The following is an 18200-nucleotide window of genomic DNA, read 5'->3' as shown; positions in this document are numbered from 1 at the left end:
CCGCTGTCGCGGCGACGCACGCGCCCGGCAGCGCAGGACTCTCGGCCTCGACGTTTCATGCGGCGACCCGGCGACATGGATGGCGCACGCAGTATCGGGATGGGTTCCATGCAAGGTGTTGACGTGCATCAACGCGCCTGCCGTACCCGGGGCGAAGATGCGTCGACCGGCAAGGGAAACAACCCTTCGCATGTATGACGACACGACCCTGACGACGCCACCGGCCCCGGCCGCGGCCCCACCCGCCGGCAAGCCCCCGCGCCGCCGGATGGCGATCGCCGCCGCTGTCCTGGCCGCCCTGGCCCTCGCGGCGGCAGGCTGGGCCGCCTACCGGTCGCGCGTCGCCGCCCGCGCACCGGCCTATGCGACCGCCACCGTGACCGTCGGCCCCATCGCCCGCACCGTGACCACCACCGGCACCATCAACCCGGTGCTCACCATCATCGTCGGCTCGTACGTGTCCGGCGTGATCCAGTCGATCTCCTGCGACTTCAACACGCAGGTGAAGAAAGGGCAGGTCTGCGCCAGGATCGATCCCCGGCCGTACCAGAGCGTCGTCGCGTCGGCATCGGCCAACCTCGCCAATGCCAGGGCGCAGCTGGGCAAAGACCAGGCCGCGCTGGCCTATGCGAAGGCGACCTATCTGCGCGACGCCACGCTCGCCCGCACCGGTTACATCTCCAGGGATGCGCTCGACGCGGCGCACAGTGCCTACGACGAAGCCGTCGCCCAGATCGCACTGGACCGCACCGACATCGCCAGCCGCCAGGCCGCGCTCGACACCGCGCAGGTCAACCTGGGCTACACCGACATCGTCTCGCCGGTCGACGGCACGGTGGTGTCGCGCAACGTGACCATCGGCCAGACCGTGGCGGCGAGCTTCCAGACGCCCACGCTGTTCCTGATCGCCACCGACATGACCCGCATGCAGGTGGACACCAACGTCAGCGAGACCGACATCGGCGCCATCCGCGAAGGGCAGAAGGCCAGCTTCCACGTCGAGAGCTATGCCGACCGCACGTTCGACGCCACCGTGGTCCAGGTCCGCCAGGCGCCGCAGACGATCCAGAACGTCGTCACCTACGACGTGGTGCTCGGCGTGGACAACCGCAGCCAATTGCTCAAGCCGGGCATGACCGCCACCGCCAGGATCGTCGTCGACGCGCGCCCGCGCGTGCTTCGCGTTCCCGACCAGGCCTTGCGCTACAGCCCCTCCGGAGCTGCCGCATCGGCGCGGGGCGCCGGCGGGAAGCAGGTCTGGACGCTGGTCGACGGCCGCCCCGTCGCCGTCCCGGTCGTCCTCGGGCTCGACGACGACAGCTACAGCGAAGTCACCGGCGGTGCGTTGAAGCCCGGGCAGACCGTCATCGTCGGCGAACGCAGTGCCGCCGGACCGCCGGCTGCCGGCGCCGCGCCGCGATTCCACCCGTGACGCGGCGGCATCCCCATGGCACCGCCGGTCATCGACCTCCAGCACGTGTCGCGGACCTACCGGGCCGGGGACACCGAGGTGCGCGCCCTCGACGACGTCTCGCTGCGCATCGACGCGGGAGAGTTCGTCGCCATCGTCGGCGCCTCGGGTTCGGGGAAATCCACCCTGATGCACCTGCTGGGCTGCCTGGACAGCCCCACCGCCGGGCGCTACCTGTTCCAGGGTACCGACGTGGCGGGGCTGGGCGAGACTGCGCTGGCCCGGATCCGCAGCGACCGGATCGGCTTCGTGTTCCAGAGCTTCAACCTGCTGCCGCGCACCAGCGCAGTGGAGAACGTCGCCCTGCCCCTGTTCTACGCCGGGGCCGGTGCGGCAAGGCATGCCGAGCGTCTTTCGCGGGCCGCGAAGATGCTGGAGGATCTTGGACTGCAGGGCCGCAGCGGCAACAGCCCCGGACAATTGTCCGGCGGCCAGCAGCAACGCGTGGCCATCGCCAGGGCGCTGATCAACCAACCCGGCCTGCTGCTGGCGGACGAGCCCACCGGCAACCTCGACACCCGCACCTCGCACGAGATCATGCGCACGCTGCGCGCGCTCAACCTGGAACGCGGCGTGACCGTGGTGGTGGTGACGCACGAGGCCGACATCGCCGCCTACGCCGACCGCATCATCACCATGCGCGACGGACGCATCGTCTCGGATGCGCCGAATGCGCGCGTCGCCGATGCGGGCGACGCGCGGGTGCCGGCCCTTGCCTCCCTGCCATCGGCCGCGCCCGCGGCCACGGTGGTGACCCGGGGGTTCGCCCGCATGATCGCGACCACCGCGGCCCAGGCGATCGCGCGCAACCGGGTGCGCTCCGCCCTCACCATGCTCGGCATCTTCATCGGCGTGGCGGCGCTGATCGCGATGGTGGCGGTGGGCGAAGGCGCCAACGAGGCGGTGAAGCGGCAGATCGAAAGCCTGGGCACCAACCTGCTGGTAGTCGTGCCCGGCGCGGTCACCTCGGGCGGCGCACGGGCGGGATCCGGCAGCGCATCCACGCTCACCGTCGCCGACGCCACCGCCATCCGGCGCGAGGACGCCGCCGTCGGCACGGTGGCGTACCTGATCCGGCAGGGCGGCCAGACCCAGTACGGCGACAACAACTGGAGCACGGTGGTGATGGGCGTGTCGGAGGACTACGCCGGCGTGACGAACTGGAAGATCGCCGCGGGCCGCCCCTTCGGCAGGCAGGACTTCGACGATTCGGCGATGGTGCTGCTGCTGGGGGCCACGGTGCGCAGCCAGCTGTTCGGCGCCACGGAAAATCCGGTGGGCGCCACCATCCTGGTGAAAGGCAAGGCGATGCGCGTGGTCGGCCTGCTGGCCCCCAAGGGGCAGAGCGCCTTTGGCCAGGACCAGGACGACTTGTTGATGATCCCGTTCACCACCGCGGAGACCAAGGTGCTGGGCGTGGCCGCGCCGAGCGCCGCGCTGGCGGCGGGCAATCCCTACTTCCCGCCCCCGGTCAATCCCTATGCCGTCACGCCGCGCCTGACCGGCTACGTCAACCAGATCCTGGTCCAGGCCGAGGATCCCCGGCTCGTGCCCGCCGCGCTGGACCAGGTCGCCGCCACCCTGGCGCGCCGCCACCGCATCCGCGCCGGCGATCCCAACGACTTCGCGGTGCGCAACCTCAGCCAGATCCAGCAGACGGCCGAGGGCAGCAGCCGGGTGATGGCTTTGTTGCTGGCCACGGTGGCCTCGATCTCGCTGGTCGTGGGCGGGATCGGGATCATGAACATCCTGCTGGTGTCGGTGACCGAGCGCACGCGGGAGATCGGCCTGCGCATGGCGATCGGCGCGCGGCGGCTGCACGTGCTGCTGCAGTTCCTCGCCGAGGCGGTATTCCTCAGCATCACTGGCGGCGCTGCGGGCATCCTCGGCGGCATGGTCGCCTCGCAGGTGATTTCATGGATCGCGCACTGGCCGACCCTGATCTCCGCCACCGCGATCCTCGCGGGCTTCAGCTTCTCGGTGGCGGTCGGCGTGTTCTTCGGCTACTATCCCGCGCGCAAGGCGTCCCTGCTGAATCCGATCGAGGCGCTGCGCTACGAGTGAGGCGATGGCATCGTGCCGGTTCAGCGCTGCCACAGGACGAGCGGCAGCTCGGCAGGCAGAAAGGCATCCTCGTGCCAGGGGCGCACGCGCGCCGTGTAGCGGTCTGCGGCACGGGTCGCCGGGGCGAGCGCCGCGAACGCGTGGCCGCCGATGGCGCCGACGATGGGTTCGCCGCCGTGCATGGGAATGCACGCCGCGGGCAGGCCGTCGCCCGCTTCGGCGTAGAGCTCCACCCTCACCCGCTCCAGGCGTACGTCGCCCAGGTAGACGTGCACATGGAAGCGCCACTGGTCGCCTTCGGCCCGGACATCGACTTCGCCGAAGCGCACTTCGTGCCAGTGCGCCGACACCGCGGCGCTCCACGCGGTCAGGTCGCGCCCCAGGCGGGCCCCCTGCAGCTGGCGGCGGCCGAAGGCGCGCGTGGCGGGAACGTAGAACCGGTCCAGATAGTCCAGCAGCATCCGGTTGCTGCTGAACTGCGGCGCGAGCCGCGCCATGCTGGCGCGCATGCGCTCGATCCACCGGCGCGGGATGTCCTGCATGTCGCGCTCGTAGAAGCACGGGGCCACCTCTTCCTCAAGCAGTCGGTACAGGCACTGCGCATCCTCGGCGTCGCCGCCATGCCCGTCGATGGCCCAGCCGCAGGCCGGGTCGTACGCTTCCGCCCACCATCCGTCCAGCGCGGAGAGATTGAGCCCGCCGTTCACCAGCGCCTTCATGCCGCTGGTGCCGCAGGCCTCCCAGGGACGGCGCGGCGTGTTGATCCAGACGTCCACGCCCTGCACCAGCTGCTGCGCCAGCGCGAGGTCGTAGTCCTCGAGGAACACCACGCGCCCGCGCAGCTCGGGGCGCTGCGTGAACTCCACCCAGGCGCGCACCTGCTGCTTGCCCAGTTCGTCGTCGGGATGGGCCTTTCCGGCGATGATGAGCTGCATCGGCCGCGCCGCGTCCGTCAGCATGCGCGCCAGGCGCTCCTTGTCCTGCAGCAGCAGGTTCATGCGCTTGTATTCGGCGAACCGGCGGGCGAGGCCCAGGGTCAGGATGTTTGGATCGAGCACCTGCCCGGCCACGGCGACCCGCTGCGGGGATTCGCCGCGTTGCCCGAGCTGCCGGGCCAGGCGGTCGCGCGCGTAGCGGACGAGGTCGCGCCGCTCGTTCGCGGCGAGCTCCCACAGCACCGCGTCGTCGCAGGTGGCCACCGGCGACGCCAGGCAGGCCGAGTCGCCCAGCCAGCGATCCTTGCCGCATGCCGTCGTCCACAGCGCATCCGCCCAGCTGGAATCCCACGACGGCACGTGCACGCCGTTGGTGACGTGCCGCACCGGCACCTCGTCGATCGGCCAGCGCGGGTACAGGCCGCCGAACAGCTCGCGGCTCACCGCGCCATGCAGGCGGCTCACCGCGCTGGACTGCGCGCAACCGCGCAGCGCGAGGTAAGTCATGTTGAAGGGTTCACGGTCGTCGGCGGGATCGGCGCGCCCCAGCGCCAGCAGCTCGCGCAGCGACAGCCGGCAGTCGGCCAGCAGGTCCCGCGCGTACTTGTAGATCAGCGAGGGGGCGAAGGCGTCGAAACCCGCGGCTACGGGCGTGTGGGTGGTGAACACGTTGCCGGCGCGCGTCGCCCACCAGGCCTCGCGGAAGGACAGGTTCTGCCTGCGCATGCAGCGCCTGGCGCGCTCCAGCACGGCCAGCGCCGCGTGCCCCTCGTTGAGGTGGCAAACGTCCACCTTGCTGTCCAGGGTGTCCAGCAGCGCCCACCCGCCGATGCCCAGCACCACCTCCTGCAGCAGGCGCAGCTCCGCGCCGCCGCCGTACAGCTTGGAGGTGATGCCGCGATCCACCGGCCCGTTGCGCACATGGTTGCTGTCCAGCAGATAGAGGCGCACCCGCCCGACGTTCGCCTGCCACACGCGCAGGCGCAGCACCCTGCCCGGCAGCGGCAGCTCCAGTTCCAGCCAGGCGCCCTCCGGGCCGAGCACGGGCTGGATCGGCAGGCCGGTGGGGTCGCTGTACGGAAAGGCCTCACGCTGGCTGCCGCCGGTGTCGATGGTCTGGCGGAAGTAGCCCTCCTGGTAGAGCAGGCCGACACCGACCATCGGCAGGCCCAGGTCGCTGGCCGTCTTGAGGTAGTCGCCGGCCAGCACGCCCAGTCCGCCCGCATACAGCGGCAAGGCCTCGCTGAGGCCGAACTCCATGCTGAAGTAGGCCACGCCGCGGGGCATGTCGCGCGGCGAGCGGACCGCGCACAGTCCGGGCGCATCGAGGTAGCGGCGCCGGTCTTCCGCCGCCGCCTGCACCTGCGCGACGAAGGCTTCGTCACCGGCCAGTTGCTCGAGCCGGTGCAGGGGAGCGTTCTGCAACACCACCCATGGGCTGTGCGTGTGGTTCCACAAGCCGGCGTCCACCTCCATCCACAGCGCGTCCACCGCGTGGTTCCAGGTCCAGCGCAGGTCGAGCGCCAGCTCGGTCAGCGCTTCGAGGCCAGGAGGAAGGACACGTGGCGGGACGGGATACATGCGCGGCGATGGGTCACTCGTCGAGCATGCGGGCGATCTCGCGCTCGGCTTCGAACCAGTCGTCCAGCTCGCAACCCGCGGCGAAGCCGCGCTTCTCGGCGCGGAAGTAGGCGGCCTGCGCGATCATCGAGCGGCGCGCCTCGGCGTCGATGGGCGTGGGCAGCCACGCATGCGGCGGCCGCGGCTCCGGCCGGTCCTCGCCAGGCTGATGCTGCTCCGTTGCGGGCATGACGGATTCCTCGCGGACTCAGGAGACGGCGCGCACCGGCGCATCACCACGGTGCTCTTCGAACACGTCGCCCCAGCCCTGCAGCGACGGCGCCACGCCCGCATAGACCCTGGCGTACCTGACGGCCGAGCGTCGCCAACCGTAGTCGCCGGACATCGCCGAACGGCGGAACCTCACCCAGGTCTGCGGCGCCTCCTCGTAAACCGCCAGGCAACGGTCCACCGCCGCCACCAGCGCCTCGCCGGTGGGCGCATCGAACACGAATCCGATGAAGCCGTCGCCATGCCCGTCGGCCGCGGCCACGTCGATCACGCTGTCGGCAAGACCGCCGACACGACGCACCACGGGAATGGCGCCGTAGCGCATGGCGTACAGCTGGGTCAGGCCGCAGGGCTCGAAGCGGGCCCCGTGCAACAGGATGTCGGCGCCGCCGTGCAGCTGGTGCGCCAGCTTTTCGTCGTAGCCGATGTGCGCCGCCATGCGCCCTGGAAACGCCGCGGCCATGGCGGCGAAGCCGTGCTCCAGCGCAGCGTCGCCGCAACCGTGCACGACCATCTGCAGGCGCGGATGCCGCTGCAGCAGATCCGGCAGGCGGGCCAGCACCACGTCGGCCATCTTCTGGCGCGTGAGGCGGCAGACGGATTCGACCAGCGGCGCCGCGGGATCGGCATCCAGCCCAAGCTGTTGCTGCAGCGCCACCTTGCAGGCGTGCTTGCCGAGCATGTTGTCGCGCGAATAGCGCTGCGCGAGGCAGTCGTCGGTGGCCGGGTTCCACACGTGTTCGTCGATGCCGTTCAGGATGCCCACGGCGCCGCGCCGCGCCCGGATCAGGCCGTCCATGCCGCAGCCGAACTCCGGCGTGGCGATTTCACGGGCGTAGTTGCGGCTGACCGTGGTGACGACGTCGGCGAAGCGGATGCCGGCCTTGAGGAACGACAGCCGGCCGTAGAACTCGGCGCCGTCCAGCGTGGCCGCGAACGGCGGCAGGCCCAGCGCCGGCACGTCGCGCAGCGGGAACAGTCCCTGGAAGGCCATGTTGTGCACGGTGAACACGGTCTTCGGCCGCTCGCCGCCGCAGCGGTGCAGGAGCAGAGGCAGCAGGCCGGCATGCCAGTCATGCGCATGGACGATGTCCGGACACCACCCGACGGCATGGCCGGCCGTCGCGATGCGGGCCGCCGCATGGTTCAGCACCGCAAAGCGCAGGCCGTTGTCGGGCCAGTCGCAGCCGTCGGCGTCCCGGTACAGCGAGCCGCTGCGCCGATACAGCGGCGGACAGTCGACCAGCCATACCGGCAGGCCGGAATCGGGCATCCAGCCGCCGACGATGCGCACCGGCGCCCCGGGCAGGAGCTCGCCCAGGTCGGCGATGACCTGCGGGGCGACGACGCGATCGAGCGCCTCCGCGTAACCGGGCATCAGCATGCGCACGTCGATGCCCCGGCCCGCCAGCGCCTGCGGCAGCGCGCCGCACACATCGGCCAGGCCGCCGGTCTTGGCCAGCGGGAAAATTTCCGAAGCGACGAACAGCACCTTCGGCGCCGTCGTCCTGGCCATCGCCGCACCCGCGGACATCTTGTCGTGGATCGCACGCATCGCACACCCGTCGTTCGGCCGTGTCGGCGTTCGACGTTACGTGGGCACTACGGCGCGGTGTTGATCAGGATCAAGGCGTGCCGCGAACGCGGCGCGATAGTGGTTTCCGGATCCATCCACGCCGCGCCGCCGCGCCGCACCGCACGAAGCCGCGCGGAGAGGCCGCCGGGCAGGCAGCGCAAGCTCACGCGGAATCGCCATGAACGCAGCCGGTATCGCGCCGCAAACCGCCAAGGCCACCATCGGCCCCTACCTGGGGCGGACCAGCGTGGCGTACTTCTCCATGGAGATCGCGCTGAGCGCGGAGATCCACACCTACAGCGGCGGCCTGGGCGTGCTCGCGGGCGATACCGTGCGCACCAGCGCCGACCTCGCGCTGCCGATGGTGTTCGTCACGCTGCTCTACCGCCGCGGCTACCTGCGCCAGGACATCGATGCCGACGGCGCCCAGGTCGACCATCCCGACCCGTGGACGCCGGAAGACCACGCCACGCCGCTGCGCGCCAAGGTCGCGCTGCTGATCGAGGGCCGCGAGGTATGGGTGCGCCCCTGGCTGTACGTGCTCGGGAATCCCGCGGGCAAGTCGGCCCCGGTGCTGCTGCTGGACACCGACCTCCCCGAGAACCAGCCGGGGGACCGGTCCATCACGGACGCGCTTTACGGCGGCGACAGCGCCTATCGCCTCAAGCAGGAAATCGTGCTGGGCATCGGCGGCCTGCGCGCCGTGGCGGCGCTGGGTTTCCAGATCGCCCGCTACCACCTCAACGAAGGGCATGCGGCCCTGCTCGCGCTGGACCTGCTGCGCCGCCATCCGCGGCCGCCGGACCAGGTCCACGCCGGCCAGCTGCGCTACGACGTGGGGCGCGTGCGCGAGCGCTGTGTCTTCACCACGCACACTCCGGTCGAGGCCGGGCACGACCATTTTTCCTACGAACTCTTCGGCCACCTGCTGCAGGGCTACGTCGAGCTGGACCAGCTGCGCCAGCTGGCGGGCAACGACCGCCTCAACATGACGCGGCTGGCGCTGTCGCTCAGCGGATACATCAACGGCGTCGCGGTGCGACATGCGGAAACCACCACCCGCATGTTTCCCGATTACCAGATCCGCGCCGTCACCAACGGCATCCACGTGCCCAGCTGGACGCACCCGGCCTTCGCCAAACTCTTCAACCGCCACTCCAGGAGCTGGAGCGAGCTGCCGTCGGACATGCTGCGCTTCGACCAGCTCCCACCCGACGAGGTATGGCAGGCGCACATCTGCGCCAGGTCGGACCTCGTCGCGCTCGCCCGGCGCATCGCCAACACCACGCTCGATCCGGAGCTGCCGGTCATCGGCTTCGCGCGCCGCGTCGCCACCTACAAGCGCCCCAGCCTGCTGTTCAGCGACCTGGAGCGGCTCAAGGCCATCCACGCCAGGCATCCGTTCCAGCTGGTGTTCGCGGGCAAGGCGCATCCACACGACGCGCCGGCCAAGGACCTGATCCGGCAGCTCCACCAGGCGATCCGCGCGCTCGCCCCGGAATTGCGCGTCGCCTTCATGCCCAATTACGACATCAGCATCGCACCAGTCGTGGTGGCGGGAGCGGACGTCTGGCTCAACACGCCCGAACCGCCGCAGGAAGCCTCCGGCACCAGCGGGATGAAGGCGGCCATCAACGGCGTGCTCAACCTCAGCGTGCTGGACGGCTGGTGGATCGAGGGCTGCATCGAGGGCGTCACCGGCTGGGCCATCGGCGACGCCGGCGACGCGCACGCGCCCAGCGCGGAGCATCTCTACGACAAGCTCGAACACGTGGTGCTTCCCCTCTACTACGAGCACCGGCAACGCTGGATCTGGATGATGCAGCAGTCGATCAGCAAGATCGGCAGCGCCTTCAACACGCACCGCATGATGCTGTCCTACGTCGCGGAGGCGTATCTCCCGCGCCACGGCGCGCAGCCGACCGGCACGCATGTCTGAGCCGGCCATCCGATGCGGGAAAGCGCCACGGGCCGACGACGCCGACCGTCTGGGCCGCGGCGAGCATGCCGATCCCTGGGGCGTGCTCGGCATGCATGCGGCCGGCGATCCCGGAGCGGTGAAGGTCTGCTGCTTCCTGCCAGGCGTGCAGCGCGTCGAGGTGGTCGAGCGCGGCTCCGGCCGGCGTCGCGGCACCTTGTCCCCGGCAGGCGCGGAGGGCTTCTTCGCCGGCACGGTGGCCGCCGCCGAAGGTCGTTTCGCCTACCGCCTGCGCGTCCACGATGCGCAAGGCGTGCGCGAGCTGGACGACCCTTACGCCTTCCCGCCACTGCTGGGCGAACTGGACTGCCACCTGCTGGCCGAGGGCAGCCACTGGCGCGCCTACGAGGTGCTCGGCGCGCACCCGCGCCGCATGGACGGCATCGACGGCACGGCCTTCGCGGTGTGGGCGCCCAACGCCGAACGCGTCAGCGTGGTGGGTCCGTTCAACCGCTGGGACGGCCGCGTGCACGCGATGCGGCGGCGGTTCGAGTGCGGCGTGTGGGAGATTTTCGTTCCCGGCGTCGGTGCGGGCGAGCTGTACAAGTTCGAGCTGCGCACGCGCAGCGGCGGCGGCGTGCTGAAGTCCGATCCCTATGCCTTCGCCACCGAGCTGCCGCCAGGCACTGCCTCACGCGTCAGCGGCGCCGCGCCATTTGCCTGGAGCGACCAGGCATGGATGGCGCGGCGCGCATCCGCCACGCCGCGCAGCGCGCCGATGGCGATCTACGAAGTGCACCTCGGCTCGTGGCGGCGGCACGCCGACGGCTCGCCGCTGGACTACGACGAACTGGCCGACGCGCTGATCTCCTATGCGTGCGAGCTGGGCTTCACTCACCTTGAACTGCTGCCGGTGAACGAGCACCCCTTCGCCGGCTCCTGGGGCTACCAGCCCACTGCGCTGTTCGCCCCCTCCGCGCGCTGGGGTGCGCCGGACGGGCTGCGCCGCTTCGTCGACCGCTGCCACGCGGCGGGCCTGGGCGTGCTGCTCGACTGGGTGCCGGCGCATTTCCCGCGCGATGCCCACGGCCTGGAACGCTTCGACGGCAGCTGCCTGTACGAGCACGAGGACCCGCGCCTGGGCTACCACCCGGCCTGGGGCACCGCGGCCTACAACTACGGCCGGCGCGAGGTGGCCAATTTCCTGGTCGCCAACGCGCTGTACTGGCTCAGGGATTTCCACTTCGACGGCCTGCGGGTGGACGCCGTCGCCTCCATGCTTTACCTGGACTACGACCGCGCACCCGGCCAGTGGCTGCCCAACCGCCACGGCGGGCGCGAGAACCTGGAAGCGGAGGCCTTCCTGCGCCGTTTCAACGAGATCGTGCACACCGAGGCGCCGGCGGGCGCCGTGACCGTCGCGGAGGAATCCACCGCCTGGCCCATGGTGACCCGGCCGCCCCACGACGGCGGGCTCGGCTTCGATTTCAAATGGAACATGGGCTGGATGAACGACACACTGGCCTACATTCGGCACGATCCGGTGCACCGGCGCTATCACCACGACCAGCTCACCTTCGGCCTGCTGTATGCGTTCAGCGAGAACTTCGTGCTGCCGCTGTCGCACGACGAGGTAGTGCACGGCAAGGGTGCGCTGCTCGACAAGATGCCGGGCGACCGCTGGCAGCGGCTGGCCAACCTGCGCCTGTACCTGGCGTTCCAGTACACCCAGCCCGGCAAGAAGCTGCTGTTCATGGGCGGCGAGTTCGCGCAGGAGCGCGAGTGGAACCACGACGGCGAACTCGACTGGTACCTGCTCGCCGACCCGGACCACCGGGGCGTGCAGCGCCTGGTGCGCGACCTCAACCGTCTCCATCGCACGCTGGGCAGCCTGCATCGCAGGGATTGCGAGGGTGGCGGCTTCGAATGGATCGACTGCAGCGACAAGGAGCAGAGCGTGCTCGCCTGGCGGCGGATGGGCGACGACCCGCGCGAATCCGTCGTGGTGGCATGCAACTTTACACCGGTGCCGCGCCTGGGGTACCGCGTCGGCGTACCGCGCGCGGGGCGTTACCGCGAGGTGTTCAACAGCGATGCGCGCGACTACGGCGGCAGCGGCATGGGCAACGGCGGCAGCGTCTCCTCCGACGGCATGCCCTGGCACGGCATGCCCTGCTCGCTCGCGCTGACGCTGCCGCCGCTGGCCGCGCTGATCCTGCTCGCGCCCGACGCATAGCCGCCATGCACGCACCGCTGGCCCTTGCCGCAGGAACGCCGCAACCGCTCGGTGCGCACTGGGACGGCCACGGCGTCAACCTCGCGGTGTATTCGCGCAACGCCGTGCGGATCGAATGGTGCCTGTTCGACGAAAGCGGCGCGCGCGAAACTGCGCGCCTGCCGCTGCCCGCCCGCAGTGGCGACATCTGGCACGGCTATCTGGAAGGCGCCCGCCCCGGGCTGGTGTACGGCCTGCGCGCCTACGGACCCTATGCGCCGCGGCAAGGGCATCGCTTCAATCCCCGCAAGCTGCTGATCGACCCCTGCGCCCGCGCGCTGCAGGGCAGCTTCATCTGGGACGACGCCGTGTTCGGCTACACCGACGGCGCCCCGCACGAGGCCACGGCCACCGACACGCAGGACAGCGCTCCGTGCGTGCCCAAATGCCTGGTCACCGCGCCGCTGCCGCCGCTGTCGCGACGGCCGCCGCGGCCGCGCACGCCGTGGCGCGACACCGTGTTGTGCGAATTGCACGTCAAGGGCTTCAGCATGCGCCACCCCGAGGTGCCCGAGTCCCTGCGCGGCAGCCTGGCGGCGCTGGCCGAGCCGGCCCTGATCGACCACTGGCGCGGGCTCGGCGTCACCACGCTGGAGCTGATGCCGGTGGCTGCCTTTCTCGACGAGCTGCACCTCGTGCGCCGCCGGCTCACTGACTACTGGGGCTACAACCCGATCGCGCCGCTGGCCGTCCACGAACCCTACCTGGCCGGCGGCAACGCGCTCGGCCTGGCGAAGGTGGTGGACCGGCTGCACGCCGCCGGCCTGGAGGTGATCCTCGACGTGGTGTTCAACCACACGGCCGAGACCGACGCGTTCGGCCCCACGCTCTCCCTGCGCGGCCTGGACAACGCCTCGTACTACCGGCTGGAGCCGGGCCACCCGGAGCTCTATGCGAACGATTCCGGCTGCGGCAACACGCTGGACGCCGCGCAGCCGGCGGTGGTGGCGCTGTGCCACGCGGCGCTGCGCTACTGGGCCTGCGAGATCGGCGTGGACGGCTTCCGCTTCGATCTCGCCACCGTGCTGGGGCGCGGCGGGACGGGCGTGTTCGACGCCGACGCGCCCTTGTGGCGGGCGATCGCCGACGACCCGGAGCTGCGCGACCTGAAGCTGATCGCGGAACCCTGGGACGCCACCGCGCACGGCCATGCCCTCGGCGAGTTTCCCGCCCCCATCCGCGAATGGAACGACCGCTACCGCGACGGCGTCAGGCGCTACTGGCGCGGCGACGCCGGCCTGCGCGGCGAACTGGCGACGCGCCTGGCCGGCTCCAGCGACGTGTTCGCGCGCAGCGGCCGCGGCCCGCTGTCCGGCATCAACTTCGTCACCTGCCACGACGGCTTCACCCTGGCCGACCTCACCGCCTACGCCGACAAGCACAACGGCGCCAACGGCTACGACAACCGCGACGGCAGCGACACGAACTGGAGCGACAACCTCGGCGTGGAAGGCGACACCGGCGATGCGGAAGTGCTGGCCCGGCGCCGCCGCCGGCGCTGCGCCCTGCTCGGCACCCTGCTGCTCTCGCGCGGCGTGCCGATGCTGCTGGCCGGCGACGAACTCTCGCAGACGCAGCACGGCAACAACAACGCGTTCTGCCAGGACAACGAGCTGAGCTGGCTGGACTGGTCGGCGCGCGGCGACGCCCAGCGCGACCTGCGCGCCTTCGTCAGGCGGGCGCTGGCCTTGCGCCGCGGGCTGCACCTGCTCGACGGAGACGCGTTCTTTACCGGCGTTCCGCCGTCGGGCGAGCCGGACGATCAGGACATCCGCTGGCTGCAGCCGGACGGCAGCGTGCTTGCAGGCGATGCGTGGAACGACGGCACGCAGCCGGGGCTGGGCGTCCTGGTTGCCGGCCCGCTGCACGGTGGGGAGCGGGACCGCCTGTTCCTCGCCTGCAACGCCGGCGCCTCGCCGCTGCCGTTCCGCCTGCCCTCGCCGCGGGGCGTGGACGGCTGGCTGGTGGTGCTCGACAGCGACGCCACCGCGCAGGACGGCGCCGGCGGCCTGCATGCACCGGGCGATCCGGTAGTGGTGCCGCCCGGTGGACTGTTGGCGCTGGTGCCATGTCGCTCCGCCGGCTTCGGCATCCCCGCCGACCTGGCTGGTGAGGCAGCCGCAGCCGGGCTGGCCGAGACCTATGTGGATGCGCTCGGCGGCCTGCGCCAGGCACCCGCCGCGAGCCTGCGCCGATTGCTGGACGCCGCCGGACCTCCGGCGCATGCCGGCCCGCCCGCGCCGTCCGCGCCGACGGAACCGTGCTGGCTGCCCGCCGCGCTGGCCTCGCCGCCCGGCCGCTGGGCGCTGTCCGTACAGCTGTACAGCCTGCGCTCGAAACAGAACTGGGGGATCGGCGACTTCGACGACCTGGCCCGCCTCGCCGAGACCCTGGCCGGCCTGGGCGCCGACGGCATCCAGCTCGGCCCGCTGCATGCCTTGTCGCTGCACCGCCCGCGGCAGGCCTCACCCTACGCACCCTGCAACCGGCTGTGGCTCGATCCGCTGTTCATCGCGGTGCCGCAGGCGGCGGGCGCCGATCCGCCGCGCGACTACCTGGCCTGGCTCGACCGCGCGGACACGCGCGCCGAGCTGGCGCGGCTGCGCAGCGCTTCCCTGGTCGACCGCGCGGCGGCCGGCGCGCTGAAACACCACGCGCTGGAGCTGCTGTACCAGGACTTCCGCCGCGAGCACCTGCAGGCGCAGCTCAGCGCGGAAGGCATGGCGTTCGAGCGCTTCCGCTGCGAAGGCGGCGTACTCCTGCTGCGGCACGCGGTATTCGAGACCTTGCGCGGCGACATTGAACAGCGCGCCGGCCGGCCCGTGCCATGGGCGGAATGGCCGCCGCCGCTGCGCGATCCCGGCTCGGCCGAGGTCGCGAGCTTCGCGCACCAGCATGCCGCCGAAGTGGACTTCCACATCTACCTGCAGTGGCTCGCCAGCCGGCAGTGGCGCCATGCCGCCGCCTGCGCCGGCGCCGCCGGCATGCAGCTGGGCATGATCACGGACCTTGCGCTGGGCGCAGTGGCGGACGGCTCCGAGTGTTGGCAATGGCCCGGCCTGGTGGCGCTCGACGCCGAGCTCGGCGCGCCGCCCGACGCCTTCGCCGCGCGCGGCCAGACCTGGGGCGTGCCGCCGTGGCGCCCGCAGCGCCTGGCCGAGCTGGATTTCGCGCCGTTCGACGCGCTGCTGTCCGCGGCGATGCGGCATGCCGGCGCCGTGCGGCTGGATCACGTGATGGGCCTGCTGCGCCAGTTCTGGGTGCCGCGCGGCGAAGACGCCACGCACGGCGCCTATATGGGCTATCCCTTCGATGCGCTGCTGCGCCGGGTGGCGCAGGCAAGCCTGCGGCATCGCTGCGCGGTGATCGGCGAGGACCTGGGCGTGGTGCCGGCCGGCCTGCGCGAGCGCATGCGCGACGCGAACATGCTTGGCTACCGCGTGATGTACTTCGAGCGCGACCGCGCCGGGCGCTTCACCGCCCCGGGGGACTACACCCCGCTGAGCATGGCCGTGGTGTCGACCCACGACTTGCCGACCCTGGCCGGCTTCGCCGCGGGCCGGGACATCGAGGAACGCGAGGCCCTGGGCCTGTACGAAACCCCGTGGCAGGCGCATGCGGCGCGCGACGGGCGGCGCCGCGCCGTGGACATGCTGGCGGCGGCCCTCGCTCCGTATGCGCAGGGCGACGGCGATCCGCTGGAACCGCTCGCCGCGCACCGCTTCCTCGCCGCCTGCGCCAGCCGCCTGGCCGTGGTGCAGATCGAGGACGTCATCGGCATGCCGCGCCAAGCGAACCTGCCGGGCCTGGGCGACGTGGCGCCCAACTGGCGCCAGCGCCTGACGGTGGACCTGGAAGCGCTGGCGACGGATGCGCGGCTGCGCGACACGGCGGAGGCGCTTTCGCCGCGCCGCCGCGCGGACACCGCTTTGCGGAGGCGGTGCCGCTAGGCAAGCGGGGGCGGATCGGCTTCGTCGCAACCGCGAAGCACTTTCATCAGCCGCTCCGCATTCCACGGCTTCAGCATGCAAGGGGCATCGGCGAAATCCGGCGCGATGTAATCCCGGTCGTAGCCGGTGACGAACACCATGCGTACCTGCCGCCTGCGCAGGGCGTCGGCGACCGGATAGACCAGCCGGTCGCGCACGTTGACGTCGAGCACGGCACCGTCGATGCGCGGCTCCGCCTCGACCAGCGCCATGGCGTCCTCGACGGTGCCCGCGGGCCCGACGACGCTGGCGCCATAGCGCCTGAAGAGCATGGCCAGGCTCTTGGCGATGCCGAAATTGTCCTCGACCAGCAGGATCCGCCACCCTTCGAGCGGCAACGCCCCCGTGTTCATGCGCGCTCCCCTTCCCGCGCCCCCTGCCCGAACGGGACGCTGATCCGGCAGTACAGGGCGTCGCGAGACAGTTCGAACTTCGTCTGCGCCGAGAGGCTGTAGGGCAGGTCTTCCTCGATGAGCGTGCGGCCGTAGCCGTGCGCTTTGCCATCCATCCCCCGAGGCGGCAGCAGCCCGTCTTCGCGCCACTCGAAGACCAGGCGGCGGTCGGGACCCACGCCCTCCAGCTGCCAGGCGACGGCAAGCCTGCCCCGCGCGCAATGCGCGGCCAGCGCCCCATGCTTGAGCGCATTCGTCGCCAGCTCGTGGATGCCCAGCGCCAGCGCCTGGGCCGTGCGGTATTCCAGGGCCACCTCGGGTCCCGACAGTTCGATCTTCAGGTAATCGAACTCCGAGCAGAACGCGTCGAACTCCACCTTCAGCAGGTCGCCGACCGTGACCGGCGCACGGTTCTCGTTCGACAGCAGGCCATGGACCCGCGCCAGGCTGTGCAGCCGCTGCAGGAAACCTTCCTCGAACTCGTCGCGCGTCGCGGTCGTCTCCCTGGTCTGCACGGCAATCGATTGCACCACCGTCAACAGGTTGCGGCTGCGGTGCTGCAATTCGGCGACCAGCACCCGCTGGGCTTCTTCCGCGCACCGCCGTTCGGTGATGTCGTCCACCACGGCGATCATGCGCACCGCGCGTCCCTCCGCCCCGTAGAAGAACCGCCCCCGGATCGCGCACCAGCGCAGGGCGCCGTCCGGCCGCAGGATCCGGTATGGCAACGCGAACTCGCGGTGGTCACGCGCCGCCGCCTGCCAGTCGCGGACGACCATCGCGCGGTCGTCGGGATGCAGGCGCTCTACCCAGGCGTCATAGCTGGCCGGTACCGCGTCGGGCCGGTACCCCAGCAGCTCGTAATGCTGCGCATTCCAGACGGAAGCATCGTCGGCGATATGCCAGTCCCAGGTGGATAGGCCGCCGGTGTCGAGCGCGAGGCGAAGCCGCTCCTCGTTCTCGCGCAATGCCTGCTCGTCGGATTGCCAGCGCTCCACGAAGGCCGCCGCGAGCCGGCCGTACAAGGCCAGCTGGTGAAGTTCGAATGCCGTCGGCCGCCGGGGTGATCGGAAATGCGCGGAGAGCACCCCCAGCACTTCACTGCGGAAGCTGCAGAAAGGCACGGACACCACGGCGCGATATCCCGCGTCACGCGCCGCATCCAGATAACGCGAGTAGGAGTCCTCCTGTTCGATGTCCTCGATGACCACCGCCTGCAAACTTCGCAGCGCCCTGCCGCAGGCGCTGTCGTCTTCGGCCGAAACCTCGCGGAAGAATTCGATGAAGTCCTCGTCGAAGCCCTGCTGGGCGGCGATGTGCAACACGTGGCGTTCGGCATCGAAGACCTGCACGTTGCCCATGTCGGCCCCGAGCAGGTCGATGGTCGCGACGAGCATCTCCTGCAGCCCTTGCGCCAGGCTTCTCGCCTGCCACAGGCGCCTGCCTGCCTCGTTCAGGCGATTGAGCGAACGCAGCTCCGCGTGGGTACCCGGCTGCGAAGGCAATACAACACCGCCGTCCCCCGCGGCGTAACTGGCGGGTGACGAGGTCGGCACCGACTCCGGAACACCGGTATTTGCCGGGTTGGCGACCATCTCCCCTCCCCGCAGATGGCGACTCTTCTCAGGCAATGGAGCGCGACTAAAACAACCATATTCTTTTCGATCCGAATGATCGCCGCGATATTTTTCCGTTAATTCGGTATTACTTTACATTTCCGCCGCGCATT

11 protein-coding genes are annotated in these 18200 nt (G+C 70.8%); 5 read left to right on the top strand and 6 right to left on the bottom strand.

Annotation, left to right across the window (positions count from 1 at the left end; translation table 11 throughout):
* The first annotated feature begins 190 nt into the window (after window positions 1–190).
* Together AC2EWF_RS12510 and AC2EWF_RS12505 are read left to right on the top strand one after the other, a co-directional pair.
* A complete protein-coding gene (locus AC2EWF_RS12510; protein WP_483639692.1) occupies window positions 191–1432 on the top strand; it encodes an efflux RND transporter periplasmic adaptor subunit in 1242 nt (413 codons plus the stop codon).
* A gap of 15 nt (window positions 1433–1447) precedes the next feature.
* A complete protein-coding gene (locus tag AC2EWF_RS12505) occupies window positions 1448–3535 on the top strand; it encodes an ABC transporter permease (RefSeq protein WP_483639691.1) in 2088 nt (695 codons plus the stop codon).
* A 20-nt stretch (window positions 3536–3555) separates the two neighbouring features.
* Here AC2EWF_RS12505 and glgP (AC2EWF_RS12500) read toward each other — a convergent pair whose 3' ends face one another.
* Genes glgP (AC2EWF_RS12500) through AC2EWF_RS12485 form a run of 4 tightly spaced genes read right to left on the bottom strand, consistent with a single transcriptional unit; the run spans window position 3556 to window position 8064 of the window.
* Window positions 3556–6051 carry an alpha-glucan family phosphorylase gene (gene glgP / locus AC2EWF_RS12500; protein WP_483639690.1) on the bottom strand — a complete coding sequence of 832 codons (2496 nt, stop codon included), beginning with the start codon at window positions 6049–6051 and terminating at the stop codon, window positions 3556–3558.
* A gap of 13 nt (window positions 6052–6064) precedes the next feature.
* Entirely contained in the window at window positions 6065–6280 is a 216-nt protein-coding gene (locus tag AC2EWF_RS12495; RefSeq protein ID WP_483639689.1) for a DUF2934 domain-containing protein, read from the bottom strand.
* Between the two features lie 18 nt (window positions 6281–6298).
* Window positions 6299–7876: a glycogen synthase GlgA gene (glgA, locus tag AC2EWF_RS12490; protein WP_483639688.1), complete on the bottom strand. Its 1578-nt coding sequence runs from the start codon at window positions 7874–7876 to the stop codon at window positions 6299–6301.
* Window positions 7877–7923: 47 nt separating this feature from the next.
* On the bottom strand, window positions 7924–8064 hold the full coding sequence (locus AC2EWF_RS12485; protein ID WP_483639687.1) for a hypothetical protein: 141 nt from the start codon (window positions 8062–8064) through the stop codon (window positions 7924–7926).
* A gap of 11 nt (window positions 8065–8075) precedes the next feature.
* Here AC2EWF_RS12485 and glgP (AC2EWF_RS12480) point away from each other — a divergent pair, with 11 nt between their 5' ends.
* From glgP (AC2EWF_RS12480) to glgX, 3 genes are read left to right on the top strand one after another with little or no spacing between them, the layout of a single operon-like run.
* Window positions 8076–9836 (top strand): alpha-glucan family phosphorylase, encoded by a 1761-nt coding sequence (glgP, locus tag AC2EWF_RS12480; protein ID WP_483639686.1) that lies wholly within the window; start codon window positions 8076–8078, stop codon window positions 9834–9836.
* Complete coding sequence (gene glgB, locus AC2EWF_RS12475; RefSeq protein ID WP_483639685.1) at window positions 9829–12051, top strand: 1,4-alpha-glucan branching protein GlgB; 2223 nt, start codon at window positions 9829–9831, stop codon at window positions 12049–12051. The genes glgP (AC2EWF_RS12480) and glgB overlap by 8 nt, the downstream gene beginning before the upstream one ends.
* 5 nt (window positions 12052–12056) lie before the next feature.
* The gene (gene glgX, locus AC2EWF_RS12470; protein WP_483639684.1) at window positions 12057–16040 is read left to right on the top strand and encodes a glycogen debranching protein GlgX; all 3984 of its coding nucleotides are present in this window, start codon (window positions 12057–12059) and stop codon (window positions 16038–16040) included.
* On the opposite strand, the gene AC2EWF_RS12465 is transcribed toward glgX, so the two are convergent.
* Both AC2EWF_RS12465 and AC2EWF_RS12460 read right to left on the bottom strand, forming a co-directional pair.
* Window positions 16037–16432: a response regulator gene (locus AC2EWF_RS12465; protein WP_483639683.1), complete on the bottom strand. Its 396-nt coding sequence runs from the start codon at window positions 16430–16432 to the stop codon at window positions 16037–16039. The two genes, glgX and AC2EWF_RS12465, sit on opposite strands and share 4 nt — an antisense overlap.
* The gene (locus AC2EWF_RS12460; RefSeq protein WP_483639682.1) at window positions 16429–18066 is read right to left on the bottom strand and encodes a sensor histidine kinase; all 1638 of its coding nucleotides are present in this window, start codon (window positions 18064–18066) and stop codon (window positions 16429–16431) included. The genes AC2EWF_RS12465 and AC2EWF_RS12460 overlap by 4 nt, the downstream gene beginning before the upstream one ends.
* Between the last annotated feature and the right edge of the window lie 134 nt (window positions 18067–18200).

The sequence above is a fragment of the Rhodanobacter sp. sgz306013 genome (assembly GCF_057031145.1).
This window is presented reverse-complemented; position numbering and strand designations above follow the sequence as displayed.

What these genes read in the sequence shown, in the direction of transcription:
- AC2EWF_RS12505 (WP_483639691.1), top strand. Translation starts at nt 1,448, where the DNA reads ATGGCACCGCCGGTCATCGACCTCCAGCACGTGTCGCGGACCTACCGG.
- glgB (WP_483639685.1), top strand. Translation starts at nt 9,829, where the DNA reads ATGTCTGAGCCGGCCATCCGATGCGGGAAAGCGCCACGGGCCGACGAC.
- AC2EWF_RS12460 (WP_483639682.1), bottom strand. Translation starts at nt 18,066, where the DNA reads ATGGTCGCCAACCCGGCAAATACCGGTGTTCCGGAGTCGGTGCCGACC.
- glgA (WP_483639688.1), bottom strand. Translation starts at nt 7,876, where the DNA reads ATGCGTGCGATCCACGACAAGATGTCCGCGGGTGCGGCGATGGCCAGG.
- glgX (WP_483639684.1), top strand. Translation starts at nt 12,057, where the DNA reads ATGCACGCACCGCTGGCCCTTGCCGCAGGAACGCCGCAACCGCTCGGT.
- glgP (WP_483639686.1), top strand. Translation starts at nt 8,076, where the DNA reads ATGAACGCAGCCGGTATCGCGCCGCAAACCGCCAAGGCCACCATCGGC.
- AC2EWF_RS12495 (WP_483639689.1), bottom strand. Translation starts at nt 6,280, where the DNA reads ATGCCCGCAACGGAGCAGCATCAGCCTGGCGAGGACCGGCCGGAGCCG.
- AC2EWF_RS12465 (WP_483639683.1), bottom strand. Translation starts at nt 16,432, where the DNA reads ATGAACACGGGGGCGTTGCCGCTCGAAGGGTGGCGGATCCTGCTGGTC.
- glgP (WP_483639690.1), bottom strand. Translation starts at nt 6,051, where the DNA reads ATGTATCCCGTCCCGCCACGTGTCCTTCCTCCTGGCCTCGAAGCGCTG.
- AC2EWF_RS12510 (WP_483639692.1), top strand. Translation starts at nt 191, where the DNA reads ATGTATGACGACACGACCCTGACGACGCCACCGGCCCCGGCCGCGGCC.